This window comes from Streptomyces sp. NPDC019937 (assembly GCF_040631655.1).
Lineage (GTDB): Bacteria > Actinomycetota > Actinomycetes > Streptomycetales > Streptomycetaceae > Streptomyces.
The window spans coordinates 67,591-81,145 of the sequence record NZ_JBEYAL010000024.1; the positions used below are offsets into that span (position 1 = coordinate 67,591).

The window sequence follows — 13,555 nt, forward strand, 5'->3', positions numbered from 1 at the left end:
TTTCAGCGCTGAGGAGAAGGGGTGGAGGCGATGCGGCCCAGCGAGCGGTCCGCGACCGTCATCGCCAGGAACAGTCCGGCGATGGCGAGCATGAACCAGGTCAGGCCGTGCAGACCGACGGTGTCGGCGCGGGCGCCGAAGAAGACGCCGTTGGCGCCGGAGGCGACCATCGCGCCGATGTAGAGGAACGTGCGCAGCAGCCCCGCCGACGAGCCCATCCGCTCGGGGTCCGCTTGGTGGTACACCGCGTTCTGCAGGGCCAGGTTGTTCAGCCCCTGCGGTACGCCGCACACGAGCGCGACGGCGATCAGCAGCCACACCGGGCTGTGCGGCTGGAGCGTGAGCAGGATGAGGCATACGGCGATCTGCCCGACCGCGCCGACGATGAGCTTGCCGCGCACCTCGCTGCGGCGGCCGGTCGCCGTGGACACCGCTATCGCGGCCAGGAACAGCGGCAGTTGCGCGAGCCCCGCCTGCGACGCGGTCAGCCCCCGCCCCTCCTGGAGCCACTGGGTGTAGCCGTACAGCATGACGTACGACACGACGGCGACCAGGAGCATACGGGCGTACGTCAGCAGCAGCGGAACGTTCCCTCCGAGCACCCGCAGATCGATGAACGGCTCCGCCACCCGCAGCTCTCGCACCGCGAACCCGACCGCCGCCGCCACCATGAGCACCGGCAGATACCAGCGGCCGGCGCCCGGCTCCATCAGGAACAGCAGCAGCGATACGAGCATCCCGGCGAACAGCACCATGCCGACGAGGTCCAGCCCGGCCCCTCCGCCTTCACGGCGCGGGTGGGCCTTCGGCAGCCGCCGGGCGCCGAGGATCAGCCCGGCCACGGCGAGCGGAAGGTTGACGGCGAACGTCGTACGCCAGCCACCCAGCCCGATCAGCAGCCCGCCCAGGGACGGGCCGATCACCGCGACGGTCTGGTTGGCCACCGCGAGCGCGGTCAGCACCCCGGCGGGGCTCTCCTTGCCCGTGCGCCTCGCCTCGCTGCGGATGAGGTACATCGCGGCCGGATAGCCCGCGCAGGTCCCGAACCCGAGCACCACCCGGGCGACGATCAACGCGCCCAGGTTCGGGGCCAGCACGCCGATGAGCCCCGACAGCCCCGTCAGCGCCGCACCGGCGAGGAACAGGCGGCGCGGCCCGTACAGATCGATCAGCCGCCCCACGACGGGCTGGCCTATCGCGGTCGCCAGATAGAGCGCCGAGACCAGCCAGGCGGTCTGCGCGGGCGGCGCGCCGAAGGCCGCGCCGATCGGCACCAACGACACCGAGACGATGGAGGAGTTGACCGGGTTGAGGATCGACCCCAGCATCATCGGCGCGAGCAGCCTGCGGTCGAAGCCGCCGGGCGCCTGGGGCTTGCTGACGCGTCGTATGAGCCGCGTGATCATATGGCGTTGAGCCGGTCGAGCAGGGCCAGTGCCTCGATGACGGTCTGCCGTTCGTCCTCGGTGAAGCCGGTTTCCAGGGAGCGGGCCAGCCACTCCTCGCCCGCCCGTCGGTTGTCCTCCAGGAACGCCTGGCCCGCCACGCTCACCGAGATCAATTGCCGCCGCCCGTCGTCCGGATCGGGCCGCCGCTCGATCAGCCCGCGCTCGTCGAGCACGCCGAGGGTGAGCGCGATGGACTGCGGCCGGACGCGCTCGGCGGCGGCGAGAGCGCTGGCCGAGGACGGTCCGTCCTTGCTGAGCCTGCTGAGCACGGACGTCTGCGTGGGGGTGAGCCCTTCCATGTCGTACGTCTCCCTGAGCCGCCGCCGCAGGCGGCCGACGACGACGCGGATCTCGTGCGCGGCGCGCACGGACGACGCGGACATGCCGGGTGGAGTCTCTGCCATGCCCCCTACCGTAAATTTCTTCAGGCCAGCCTGTCCAGTCTGCACTGAACAGGCTGGCCTGTCGTTCAGCTGCGGCGTACGGGCCACAGGTGCACCGCGACGGCTGCCGCCGCGCACGCGGCGATGGCCAGGGCCATCGGCAGCGCCGACCCGTTGCCGCCGAGCCCCGCCAGCGGCGCGGCGACGCCGCCCAGCGCGAACTGCAACAGCCCGAGCAGCGCGGACGCGGTCCCGGCCGCCTCCGGGTGCCCGGACATCGACAGCGCCGTGGCATTCGGCATGATCAGGCCGATGCTCGATACGAGCGCGAAGAGCGACACGAGCACGGCGACCACCCCGAGGCCGGTCAGCACGGACACCAGCAGCGCGCCGCCACCGGCCGCGCACAGCGCGATCCCGGCCGTCAGCAGGGTGTGCGGTGTGCGGCTGCGCAGCAGCCGGGCGTTGCCCTGGCCGAGCAGCATGATGCCCAGGGCGTTGGCCGCGAAGACGATGCTGAACTGCTGCGGGTCCAGCCCGTACGTGTTCTGGAGCACGAAGGACGACGCCGAGATGTACGAGAACATCGCGGCGAACGCGAACCCGCCCGCGAGCGCGGGCCGCACGAAGCCGGGGTCGCGGAGGAGGGCGCCGAAACTGCGGATCGTCTGCCCGAGCCCACCCCGGCGCCGCCGCGCGGGAGGCAGCGTCTCCCCCACGACGACCACGGTGGCCGCGAGCAGAACGGCACCGATGACGGCGAGGACCAGGAAGACCCCGCGCCAGGACGTGAACCGCAGCAGCTGACCGCCGACGACCGGGGCGAGGATCGGCGCCACGCCGTTGACCAGCATCAGGAGGGAGAAGAAGCGCGCGGCGGCCGTCCCCTCGTACAGATCGCGGACGACGGCCCGGCTGATCACGATCCCTGCCGCGCCCGCTATGCCCTGTACGGCGCGCAGCCCGGTCAGGGCGGTGACGTTCGGCGCGAAGGCGCACAGCACGGACGCCGCCATGTACCCGGCGAGCCCAATGAGGAGGGGCACCCTCCGCCCCCACCGGTCACTCAGCGGCCCGGCGATCAGCTGTCCCACGGCGAGCCCGATCAGGCAGCTGGTCAGGGTCAGCTGAACGCCCGCGTCGGGGACGCCGAAGTCGCGGGCGAGAGCGGGCAGCGCGGGCAGGTACATGTCCAGCGACAGCGGCCCGAACGCCGACAGCGCCCCCAGCACGACGAGCAGCCGCAGCCCACGGCTGGGCGCGGGCGCGGTCCCGGTGGCGGTGGGTGATGACGTGGCGGCGGTGTCCATGGCCGCAGCGTACGATATTACTGACTGCTCAGCAATTGACGAGTCAGTGTTTTACTCGGTACGTCCGACGCGTCACGTGGGGTCCAGCACGAAGACCGGGATCCGGCGGTCCGTCTTGTCCTGGTACTCCGCGTAGGACGGATAGGCCGCCACGGCCCGCTCCCACCACTGCGCGCGCTCGGCGCCGGACACCTCACGGGCGACGTACGTCTTCGTCACGGTCCCGTCCTGGAGCGGGACCTCCGGATGCGCCTTGAGGTTGTGGTACCAGACGGGGTGCTCGGGTGCGCCGCCCTTCGAGGCAACCACCGCATAGCTGCCGTCGTGCTCCACGCGCATCACCGGCGTGTAGCGGATTTTGCCGGACTTCGCCCCTCGCAGCGTCATCAGCACGACGGGCGAACCGAGCACCTCGATCCCCTCCGTCGTCCCGGTCCGCAAGATCCTCTCGACTTGTTCGCCGACCCAGCTTGGCACCTTGAACTCTGACTGCTCGTCACTCATGTCGGCCCAGAACCCGACGAGCTACTGAGTTATTCCGTGCGCCCGCGCCCACTGGCCGCATGACTAGACTGCGCGCAAGATCCGCACGGGAAGGCAATGGATATGGGGGCCGACTCACCGAAGCGCACGGCCGCGCAGGCGGCCGGCGGGCCGCTGGTCCACGAGTTCGGTCTGTTGCTGAAGGCCGCGACCCACCTTGAGCGGCGCATCGACGCCGCCATGCGGGCGGAGGCCGGGATCGGCCACGTCATGTTCGAGGTGCTGCTGCGGCTGTGCCGGGACCCGGAGGAGCAGGTCTCCCAGCGCACGCTGGCCGACGACGTCATCCTGACCAGCGGCGGGGTCACGCGGCTGGTCGACCGCATGGAGGCTGCGGGCCTCGTACGCCGCGTACCGTCACCCGACGACCGCCGGGTCACGCTGGTCGAGGCGACGGAGGAGGGTGAGCGGACGTTCGTGCGTGCGGTGGACGCCCACGCCCGCATCGTGGAGCGCTACTTCGTCGCCCCCGTGCCGCCCGACGACCGCCGTCGCTTGACGGCATCTCTCGACCGGATCACCACGGCGCTCCTGAACGACGACGGCCCAGCCCATCCAGAGGACTGAACGGGCTGGGCCGGTGGGTTCAGTTGTTCGCGGCGAACCCCACGAACGCGTCCCACGCGGTGGCCGGGAACGTCAGCACCGGGCCGGTGGTGTCCTTGCTGTCACGGACGTGGATGGTGCTCGGGCAGGCGGCCACCTCGACGCAATCGCCGCCCTGGCTGCCGCTGTAGCTGCTCTTACGCCACTCCATGGCGACCTCGACGCACTGACCGCCCTCGCCGCCGCTGTAGCTGCTCTTGAACCAGACCAACTCGCCTATGCCCATACTCATAGCTCCCTCAGCACCTTCTCAATCAGCGCCAACGACTCCCCTGGGTTGAGAGCCTGGGCCCGGATGATCCCATACCGTGCGGCGATGACGCGGACCTCTTCCCGGTCGGTGAGCAGGACGCCGCTTGCCTGACCTTCGACGTACGCGATCTGCTCCCCTCCCTTAGGAATCATCAAGCTGAAGGGTCCATCGGCTCCGGCATGGTCCTCTCGATCCGTCGGCATGACTTGGATCTCCACATTGCGCTTCTCACCGATGAGGAGCAGATGTTCCAACTGTCCGCGCAGAACCTGCTTCCCGCCATAGGGGCGCCGCAGAATGGCCTCCTCCATGACGAAACCCATGAGGGGTGCGGGCCGGACGCTGAAGATGGCCTGGCGCTCCAGCCGTGCGGCGACCCGCTGCTCGATCAGCTCTTCGTCCAGCAAGGGGCGGTACATGCCCAGTACGGCTCGCGCGTAGTCCTTCGTCTGTAGCAGCCCCTTGCACACCTGGGTTTCGTACGAATACAGCTCAACGGCTTCCTTTTCGATCTCCGCCGCATCGCGGAAGAACGCCGGGTACCGCTCCAGCGCGACCCGCTCCTTCATCGCCTTGAGGAGACCTCGGGCCCCCAGAACCTCATCGGCCTTGTCAATCAGGTCCGGCTTGGGGATGCGGCGCCCGCATTCCACCGATGCGATCTGATCCGCGCTGTACCCGACGCGCGCCCCCAGCTCCGCCTGGGTGAGCCCGGCCGCCTCCCGCAACAGCTTCAGCTGCCTCCCGAACCCCCTCAGGAACGCTGACGACTCGTCCGTACCTGCCATGTCACCACCCCTGCCCTCGCGCCCTCGTGTCCGACAGACACTGTCCGTACAGGCGCGCTTACTGGTGAGGCTAGGCACGCGACCGCCACTCTCGTTGCCATGACGACCGAAAATCCCCCTAGCGAGTTCGCCATGCGCTTCACCTCGACGCCGCGCGGTGCGCGGCTCGCGCGGCGGCTCGTATCGCACCGGCTGGCCGCGTGGGGGTACCCGTACGATTCCAGCCCCAACGAGATCACGACGCTGATCGCCAGCGAGCTGTGCGCCAATGCGGTGCGTCACGGACGCGTCCCCGGGCGAGACTTCCACGTACGCCTGACCGCACCCCTGGACGCGTCCGGCCCGATCCGTATCGAGGTCTCCGACACCCGGACCGAGCGGCTGCCCGCGCTCACCACGGCGACGCCGGACGCCGAAACAGGGCGCGGACTGTTCCTCGTATCGCAGTTCGCGGAGCGGTGGGCCGTTGGGCCACGGCCCAACGGCGGGCCCGGGAAGACCGTTTGGGCTGAGATCGCCACCAAACACAGCCCCCTCGGCCCTATCGTGGGCGACCATGAAGCAGCGGTTGGAAACCGCCCTGCGCGTGAAGATCAGCGCCGAGGCGGATGATGGGGATCTCGCGATCCACGACCTGTACCGGTGGCTGCGGCAGGACACGGACGTTCGCGCGCATGCCGATCTGAACATGCTCCCGGCCCGCCCGCACGGGAAGCTGGAGATCATCGATCTGGTGGTCAGCCAGGGGCTCGGCGCGCTGAACCTCGGACTGTCCTACGCCGCTTGGCGCGCCGCGCGCCCCACCGCGCCCGCCGTCGTCATCAGCGCCAACGGGCGGTCGATAACGGTGCGCGGGGAGTGCGACGCGGACACGGTGCGCCGCTTCGTGGAGGCGATGGAGTCCGCTTCCGCCCCCGTGGCGGAAGCGGACGGCTGACCCCTCATTCGCTGCCGCGCAGCGTGAGGACGTACGTCGCGGTGAGCGCGACGGCACGGTCGTCGTCATGCGACAGATCCGCGAGGGCACGGGACGCCAGGCTGCCCGGGATGTCCGCGAGCGCCTGGGTCAGCCGCCGGCGCGCGGCCGGTCCCACGGCGGCTTGGGCAAGGCGGTCGACGAGCCCGGTGGCGATCTGATCCGCCAACGCGGGATCGCGCGCCAGCGTGCTCAGCGCGTCGGCCGCGTCGACGTCGTTCCGCTCCTCGACGATCATGTCGATGAGCGTCGGGACCGTGTCCGCCACGCCGCGCGCCCCGAGGGCCAGCGCCGCGTACCCACGGACCACGATGTCGGGGTCGGTGAGGGCGTCCCGCAGCAGTGCGGTCGCCTCACCGTTCGGGATCTCGGCGACGCATTGGACGGCACGTTGCCGCACCTCGGCCTCCGGTGAGCCGAGGCCGTCCGCCAGCAGCGCCAGCCCGTCCCCGCCCGTTTGCGCCAGAGCCCAGCGGAGGGCTCCGGCCACGTGCGGGTCCGACTCGCTCAGCACGGCCTCGACCAGTGCTTCCACCGGCACGGGCACGTCCTCGACGGCCGACAGGGCCGCGCGCTGCCGCGCCGCCGCGCTCTTCGACCCCAACGCCTGGAGGAGCGCGACGGTCTGGAGGACGTCCTCCCACCCGGCGGGTTCCGCGGCCCCGATCCGACGCAGTCGCGTCAGCAGCTCCGTCTCCGCCGCGATGCGGTCTCGTGTCTGCCGGATGAGGTCGTCGACCAGTTCCGCGGGCGCGAAGCCGGGGTCCTCGAGCGTGCGCCTGACGTCGCGCAGTGACAGCCCCAGCGACCGCAGGCTCTCGATGTGGAAGATCCGCCGGATGTTCTCGCCGGAGTACTCCCGATAGCCGGAGCCGGTACGGCCCGTCGGCCGCACCAGCCCGAGCGATTCGTAATGCCTGAGCATGCGGGCGCTGACCCCGGCACGCCGCGCGACATCACCGATCAGCACTCGCCTGCCCCCGCTCCTCCTGGCCGCCCGCGCCGAGGGCCACGACGCGCTTCGCCTCCTCCAGCGCGAACTCGAACCCGGCGTCCGGGTCGCGCCACAGCCGCTCGGTGGCGATCGCGTGGGCGCGCACGCGAGGGTCGGGATGGGCCGTCGCGGCGCCCAGCGTCGGCAGCATCACCTCTCCGAGCGCGATCAGCGCCCGGCTGAGGCTCAGCCGCGTCTCGCGTCCGCCGCGCCCGAGCTGTGTCGCCAACCCTACGGCCAGCTCCTTCTCCTCACCTTCGGGCACGAGCACGACCGCCGCCCGCCAGGCGCTCCGGGCCACCTCGTCGTCGGCGTCGGCCAGCAGCGCCGGTGTGATCACCGGCCAGGCTCCCCGATCCCCGATCTTGGACAGCGTGTGCAGCGCCTGACTCCGTGCCTGCGCCCGCTCCGAGCGGACTTCGGCGCACAGCACCGGGACCGTCATCGACGCCGCGTGGCGGGTGAGGGCCCACGTCAGCATCTCGCGCACGGAGAAATCGGGTTCGATCGCGCACCGCTCGACGAGCGTGCCGACGAACCGTGGGTCCGGGGTCGTGCCGACCGCCAGCGCCGCCTGCAGCCGGACCGACGAGTTGTTGTGTTCCAGCCCCTGAAGAGCGCGTGCCGTATTCGTGTCCACATCCGCAGTCAAGACCTTGTCACCGTGTCAAGGTCAAGCTCACAGGCCCGTGGGCCCTTCGAGGGCCTGCAGCGTCCCCGCGGGCAGCCGGTCGTTGCCCCAGCTGCGCTCGATGTAGCCGATGATCCGCGCGATGTCCTCGGCGGGCACCCGCTCCGGTTCACCTTGCTCGAGCGGGTCGGCGTGGAAGATGTAGAGCCGCGAGGCGAACTGGTCGAACGGCAGTGAGGCCTCGCCGAACCGCTCGCCGTTGCCCGCGGTGGAGACGACCACGCCGTCGCCCCAGTCCTGGCCGCTGTCGTTGTTCGGGTTGAAGAAATACACCCGCATGACGTCCTGTGGGTCCGGCGCGGCCCGCAGGATCGTGATCGCGTGCCAGCCGACGTAGCGGGCCGCGCTGTCGGTGACGGCGACACCGGCCGGCTGCGGATGGATCAGCGGCTGCTCGCCGTTGTAGGACGGGTGGTAGGTGGCGTGGAACTGCCGCAGGAACGCGTCGAGGTCGACCAGGTTGCCGGTCGCGACGTCGACGTTGATGTGGAACCCACGGCCCGCCCACCAGCCGTGGAACTCGGGGTTGACCCACCGGTGCGGGTCCCCCGGCCGCCCGGCGCAGCGCCGCCCCATCTCGGCGTAGATCCGGTCCAGGTGGGGCACCACGAGCAGCGACACGGGGTCCAGGTCCATCGGCAGCGTGCTGGCGACTCCGGTCGCGCTGTCCTTCGACGAGATCGGCTGCCCCTCGAAGTGCATGATGACCTCGTCGTCGCGGGCCGCCCAGACCACCATTTGCAGCAGGTAGTCCGGGTCGTTGTAGGACCACATCGACAGCGCGCGGGCCGACTGGCAGGTGGGGTTGTCGCCCTGGCCGACGCCGAGCGGCTGGCCCAGCATCGAGAGCACTCCCGCGACCAGCCGCGCCCGCGGGCCCGGCACCTCGCCGAAGACCGTCGTCAACCGCTCCCGCGCGACCGGGGAGAGCTCAAGGGCCAGCTGGCGCCACAGCGCGGGCACGATCGGCGGCTCGTAGAGGATGCCGCGGTCGAGCAGCAGCGCCAGCCCGTAGACGCTCTGCGCGGTCTGCGGATGCACGGCCACCTCGATCAGCCGGTGCACCAGTTCGCTGTAGCGCAGCAGGCAGTTCCGGCCGGTGTCGGACAGCCCGAGCGCCTCACCGACGAGGTAGTCGCTCTCGCTCAGCAGGAACCGGAGCAGTTCCGCGTGGTACGGGGACACCAGGCCGGTGTCGTGCATGGCCCGCGCGAACCCCGCCGCCTCATACTGCAGGCCGCCGGTGTCCATCGCCTCGAGCCGGGAGCGGAAGACCTCGATGCCCGGGTCCTCCCGGCACGCCTCGGTGGTCCCGTACAGGCTCGTGATGAGCCGGTCGATGCCCGACACGCCAAGGTCGACGTCCGGATCGTCGCGGTAGGCCGCCACCCGGGTGATCAGGGACTGCACCGCCTCGACCTGGATCGGACGCTGGCGCAGGATCCGCCAGACCTCGTCGACCAGGTTGTCCAGGACGCTGTCGTAGCCGATCCCGTCGGCGAGGTGACGGAACAGGTCCCGGATGAGCTGTGCGGTCCGGCCCTGCTGGGTCCGCTCCGCCTCGCTGGGCGGGGTGAACAGCAGCTCCAGGTTCATGGCCATGACCTGGGACAGGAACTGGCGGGCGTCCTCGGCGGGCAGCGTCGGGTGCGCGAACTCGCCGCGGGCGACAGCGAGCAGCCGCAGCTCGCTGGTCGCCTCCATGACGACGGTGTCCGCTTCCTTGCTGTGCAGGCCCGGGCCGACCAGCGCCGGGATGAGGATCTCCGGTGACGCCCAGTCCGTCCCCTGGAAGAGCCCGGCTTCCTCAAGGGTCTGCGCCCTGGCCTGCACCGCCGCGGGGCCGCCCGGCTGCATGAGCACCCGCCGCAATGCTTCCAGAACCCGCCGCAGCTTCGTGTGCTTACCGAAGTCGCGGGTTTCGGCCAGGGCCTGGATGGCGTCGTCGAGTGAGGCCACGCGCTTGTCCAGCGTCGTGGCCCCACCGCTGACGTCGACGGTCGGTTTCAAAGGATTTCCTCGGGTAGGTCTCCTGCGCCGACGAGGGCCGTCAGACGTAGAAGTCGAGCTGTTCCTGCTTCTTCAACAGTTCGCGCATCCGGTAGGGGTCGTCACCGAAGAAGTACACCAGACCCCAGTGGGTGCCGAACGCGGTCCTCTTGGTGACGGTCTCCTCGAGCGGCGCCGAGAGGTCGTGCGACTCGTAGTAGTCGTCGTCCTCGGTCTCCTCGGGGATCTCCAGTTCGCTGACGACACGGCGGCGCGGGTAGACACCGAAGCAGCCGGCCACCCCGGACGCGTCGACCACCTCGCGCGGGAAGAAGGCGTCGATCTCCTCCTCGGTCGTCTTCGGGTCGAAGGCCAGCACCAGCCCATGGTAGGCATTGAACCCGTATGCCCGCTCCAGCAGCTCGAACACCTTGAATCCGGGCGGCCGGTAGGCGACCTCTCCGAAGTACATCTCACCGTCACTGGTGACGAAATACTCTGGGTGCACGAAGCCGAACTCGATGTCGAACGTCTTGATGAGCTTTTCGATCTGCGCCGTGATCTGCGGGCGGTACCGCTCCAGTTCCGGGGTCGCCGGCACGAACACCGAATATCCCAGCGTGACGTATTCGGAGATGTTGAGGAACTTGATCTTCCCGTTGTGTATCCACGCCTCGACCGCGAACTCCCAGCCATCGAGGTGGGATTCCATGAGGACCGGGAACTCCTCCTCCGGAATCGTATCGATCTCGTCCGGAGTGCGGATGACGCGGTGCCCGAGGCATCCTGCCTTGTCGAACGCCTTGAGATGGATCGGGTCGTTCGGGTCGCCGTCCAGCTTGAGCAGGGTCTGGTTGACGCGCTTGAGGAAGCGGATCACGTCGTCCCGGTCGTGGGCCTCCTCGAATATTCCGACCCGGATGCCGCCGAGTTGCGCGCGGCGCTTCATCAGCGCCTTGTCCCTCAGCAGCATGGCCTGACCGTACAGACGCGGGTTGTCCAGCAGAACGGAGTTGATCGCCCCCGCCCATTCCACCGTCTCCTCGAACAGCGGGATCGCGACGTCGACACCCTCGTTCTGAAGAGTCTCGGCGATCTCCATGGAGCGGTCGTTGAGCCGCTCGAAATTCCACGGCACGTAGGGGATGTCGTGGTCGACGCAGTATTCCTCGGCCCACTCCGGCGCCACGACGACGTATCGCCGGTCGAACCGATCGAGGGCTTCCACCGCGTTGAGACTCCAGCCGAGAAGCGCTACATAGCCTTTGTCCGGGTTCCTGGTGATCGGTTCACCTTGCGGCATAGACAGTTTCTCCTTCGGCGCTTGCGCGCATCGACGGCGTGGCTGGCGCCTACCCGACACCCTGCCGCGCAAGCCCCTCGCGCCCGCGCGTGTCCGCGCGCACGGCGGCGCGCAGGAGAGCCGTTTCCTGGTGACGGCTACGCGATTTCCGCTCGCTCCAGGGCGCGCAGCGCCATCCGGCGTGCCGTATCGACCGGGTCGGGGACGGCCGACAGGCCGTACAGCACGGTGGCGCCCTCGTGGAGCAGCAGGAGTTCGTCGGCGAGGGCGTCGGGCTCCGGGGCACCCGCATCCTCGGCCAGGTCGCGCAGATAGTTCCGCAGCCACCGCTTCTGGTCGCTGATCGCCCGGCGGGCCGGGTGGTCCGCGTCCGGCAGCTCGGCGGCGGCGTTGACGAAGCCGCAGCCGCGCGGGTTCTCGCGGCGCATCCAGACGCCGAGGGCGTCGAAGGTGGCGAGGATGCGGTCCCGCGGACCCTGCCGAGGCGACTTGTCGACTTCGCCGGTCAGCCAGGCCCGCCACCGCTCGTCGCGCTCGCGCAGATACGCGGCGACCAGCGCCTCCTTGCTGCCGAAGCGTTCGTAGAGCGTCTTCTTGGTGACCCCGGCGTGCCGGGCGATCAGATCCACGCCGACCGCGTTGATGCCCTGCCCGTAGAACAGCTCGGCGGCGGCGTCGAGGACGCGGCGGGCGGCGGGGGTGAGCGTTTCCATAAGCGTGATCCCTCCCGACGTGCTGACTTGACGGGTATACCGATCTGTTTAGTCTAGGGGAAGAGTGGAGTAAACAGACCGGTATACCTAGTGCCTCGGGAAGGAACCCATGCCTGTCACCGCGATCACGTCCGTCGGCCTCGTCGTGATGTGGAGTTCCGGCTTCATCGGCGCCGAACTCGGCACGCGCGAGGCTCCCGCCGACACGCTGCTGATGTGGCGCTTCATCGCGGCGGCGCTCGTGCTGGGCGGCGGCTGGACGCTCTTCCGGCGACGAAGGCTCCCCCTCCGCGCGGTGGCCGAGCAGACGGTCATCGGCGCGCTGTCGCAGGGCGGCTATCTGGGCGGGATCGTGTGGGCGGTCGGGCTCGGCGTACCGTCCGGGACCGCCGCGCTGATCGCCGCCCTGCAACCCCTGGCCGCCGGCGCCCTGGCCGGGCGGCTGCTCGGGGAGACGGTCAGCACCCGGCAGTGGGTGGGGCTCGCGATCGGGCTGGGCGGTGTCGCCCTCGTCGTACAGGGCGACCTGTACGGGACGTCGGCCGTCACGCCCTGGGCGTACGGGCTCCCCTTCGCGGCGATGGCCGCCCTGCTGGCCACCAGCTTCCTGGAGCGGCGGGCACGGGCGCCGCTCGCGCCGATGGACGCGATACCACTGCACTGCGCCGTCAGCGCGGTGCTCTTCGCCGGGGTCGCCCTCACCGGCGGGCACGCGGCGCCCCCGTCCGGCGGCGGCTTCTGGTTCGCGGTGGGCTGGACCGTCGCGCTGTCCACGGTCGGCGGCTACGGCTTCTACTGGCTGAGCCTGCGCCACAGCGGCGTCACCCGCACCTCGGCGCTGATCTACCTGACGCCGCCGACGACGTCGGTGTGGGCGTACGCGATGTTCGGCGAGGCGCCGGGGGCGGCGGCGCTGGCGGGAATGGCGGTGTGCGTGCTCGGCGTGGCGGCCGCCACGGGGCGCCCCGGGCGGTCGGCGCGGGTCTCTCCGGAACCGGAAGCGGCCCGTCGCGAGGTCGTCCCCTGACCGCGCCGCCGGACAGGCCGGGCTGCGTCCGGATCGAGGTGTCGGACACCCGCCGGGGAAGCGGAAGGGGCAGTCGCCCGCGACGCGCACGGCCCGCGCGCATGGAACGGCGGGATCGCATGCCTCCCACGGCCACAGGCACGGTCGCCGGCGGGCTCTTCCGGTTCATCTGTACGTCGAAAGCCATACGCGTGGCCTGACCGACACGACTGCCGGTGTCCGGTGCGGGGAACAAGACCACGCTATCCGCCCTGCTCATCGCGCTTCTGGAACACGTCTTTACCGCATGGCCGTTCGCACATTGACCGCAAGGGCACGATCTGGACAACCGGCCACCAGTCCACCGGTCGTACCGCTCACACTCCGGTCGCCGGTCCTTCGGCGGCGGAAACTCGCAGTTGAGGCACGGTACCGCTCCCGGGCGGCCACCTTCGCCGAGAACACGTTCGCCCGCGCGGAGTTCCCTGCTCGCGGGCGCTCCCGTGATCGCTGTCCTGATTTCCACTGCAGTCCCTGTCTTGATTTACGCCG

At 70.1% G+C, this 13,555-nt stretch carries 15 protein-coding genes; 4 read left to right on the plus strand and 11 right to left on the minus strand.

Translation table 11 applies throughout. The features are described from left to right. Positions 1-2: 2 nt before the first annotated feature. From ABZ562_RS24075 to ABZ562_RS24090, 4 genes are all read right to left on the minus strand, one after another. A complete protein-coding gene (locus ABZ562_RS24075; protein WP_361483262.1) occupies positions 3-1,406 on the minus strand; it encodes an MFS transporter in 1,404 nt (467 codons plus the stop codon). After that, the gene (locus ABZ562_RS24080; protein WP_361483437.1) at positions 1,403-1,831 is read right to left on the minus strand and encodes a MarR family transcriptional regulator; all 429 of its coding nucleotides are present in this window, start codon (positions 1,829-1,831) and stop codon (positions 1,403-1,405) included. Before ABZ562_RS24080 ends, ABZ562_RS24075 begins: the two co-directional genes overlap by 4 nt. An 86-nt stretch (positions 1,832-1,917) precedes the next feature. After that, positions 1,918-3,141: a Bcr/CflA family multidrug efflux MFS transporter gene (locus tag ABZ562_RS24085; protein WP_361483265.1), complete on the minus strand. Its 1,224-nt coding sequence runs from the start codon at positions 3,139-3,141 to the stop codon at positions 1,918-1,920. A gap of 72 nt (positions 3,142-3,213) precedes the next feature. Next, the gene (locus ABZ562_RS24090) at positions 3,214-3,645 is read right to left on the minus strand and encodes a nitroreductase family deazaflavin-dependent oxidoreductase (RefSeq protein WP_361483268.1); all 432 of its coding nucleotides are present in this window, start codon (positions 3,643-3,645) and stop codon (positions 3,214-3,216) included. Between the two features lie 102 nt (positions 3,646-3,747). On the opposite strand from ABZ562_RS24090, the gene ABZ562_RS24095 reads away from it, so the two are divergent. Further along, the gene (locus tag ABZ562_RS24095; protein ID WP_361483271.1) at positions 3,748-4,251 is read left to right on the plus strand and encodes a MarR family winged helix-turn-helix transcriptional regulator; all 504 of its coding nucleotides are present in this window, start codon (positions 3,748-3,750) and stop codon (positions 4,249-4,251) included. A gap of 19 nt (positions 4,252-4,270) precedes the next feature. Here the strand turns inward: ABZ562_RS24095 and ABZ562_RS24100 are convergent, their stop codons facing one another. Both ABZ562_RS24100 and ABZ562_RS24105 read right to left on the minus strand, forming a co-directional pair. After that, on the minus strand, positions 4,271-4,522 hold the full coding sequence (locus ABZ562_RS24100; RefSeq protein ID WP_361483274.1) for a DUF397 domain-containing protein: 252 nt from the start codon (positions 4,520-4,522) through the stop codon (positions 4,271-4,273). Continuing rightward, positions 4,519-5,331: a helix-turn-helix transcriptional regulator gene (locus ABZ562_RS24105; RefSeq protein ID WP_361483277.1), complete on the minus strand. Its 813-nt coding sequence runs from the start codon at positions 5,329-5,331 to the stop codon at positions 4,519-4,521. The genes ABZ562_RS24100 and ABZ562_RS24105 overlap by 4 nt, the downstream gene beginning before the upstream one ends. 99 nt (positions 5,332-5,430) lie before the next feature. Here ABZ562_RS24105 and ABZ562_RS24110 point away from each other — a divergent pair, with 99 nt between their 5' ends. Continuing rightward, positions 5,431-5,943: an ATP-binding protein gene (locus tag ABZ562_RS24110; protein ID WP_361483280.1), complete on the plus strand. Its 513-nt coding sequence runs from the start codon at positions 5,431-5,433 to the stop codon at positions 5,941-5,943. Then, positions 5,888-6,268 (plus strand): hypothetical protein, encoded by a 381-nt coding sequence (locus ABZ562_RS24115; protein WP_361483283.1) that lies wholly within the window; start codon positions 5,888-5,890, stop codon positions 6,266-6,268. Before ABZ562_RS24110 ends, ABZ562_RS24115 begins: the two co-directional genes overlap by 56 nt. A 4-nt stretch (positions 6,269-6,272) precedes the next feature. On the opposite strand, the gene ABZ562_RS24120 is transcribed toward ABZ562_RS24115, so the two are convergent. The 5 genes from ABZ562_RS24120 to ABZ562_RS24140 all read right to left on the minus strand — a co-directional run bounded on the left by ABZ562_RS24120 (position 6,273) and on the right by ABZ562_RS24140 (position 11,997). After that, positions 6,273-7,277 (minus strand): MerR family transcriptional regulator, encoded by a 1,005-nt coding sequence (locus ABZ562_RS24120; protein ID WP_361483286.1) that lies wholly within the window; start codon positions 7,275-7,277, stop codon positions 6,273-6,275. Next, positions 7,264-7,941: a HEAT repeat domain-containing protein gene (locus tag ABZ562_RS24125; protein WP_361483289.1), complete on the minus strand. Its 678-nt coding sequence runs from the start codon at positions 7,939-7,941 to the stop codon at positions 7,264-7,266. The genes ABZ562_RS24120 and ABZ562_RS24125 overlap by 14 nt, the downstream gene beginning before the upstream one ends. A 39-nt stretch (positions 7,942-7,980) precedes the next feature. After that, positions 7,981-10,002, minus strand: a complete 2,022-nt coding sequence (locus tag ABZ562_RS24130) for a hypothetical protein (protein ID WP_361483292.1) — start codon at positions 10,000-10,002, stop codon at positions 7,981-7,983. A 40-nt stretch (positions 10,003-10,042) separates the two neighbouring features. Next, complete coding sequence (locus tag ABZ562_RS24135) at positions 10,043-11,284, minus strand: carboxylate--amine ligase (protein ID WP_361483295.1); 1,242 nt, start codon at positions 11,282-11,284, stop codon at positions 10,043-10,045. 137 nt (positions 11,285-11,421) lie between these two features. Further along, positions 11,422-11,997, minus strand: coding sequence for a helix-turn-helix domain-containing protein (locus tag ABZ562_RS24140; RefSeq protein WP_361483297.1), 576 nt, complete (start codon positions 11,995-11,997; stop codon positions 11,422-11,424). A gap of 109 nt (positions 11,998-12,106) precedes the next feature. On the opposite strand from ABZ562_RS24140, the gene ABZ562_RS24145 reads away from it, so the two are divergent. Beyond that, positions 12,107-13,024, plus strand: coding sequence for a DMT family transporter (locus tag ABZ562_RS24145; protein WP_361483300.1), 918 nt, complete (start codon positions 12,107-12,109; stop codon positions 13,022-13,024). Positions 13,025-13,555: the final 531 nt, after the last annotated feature.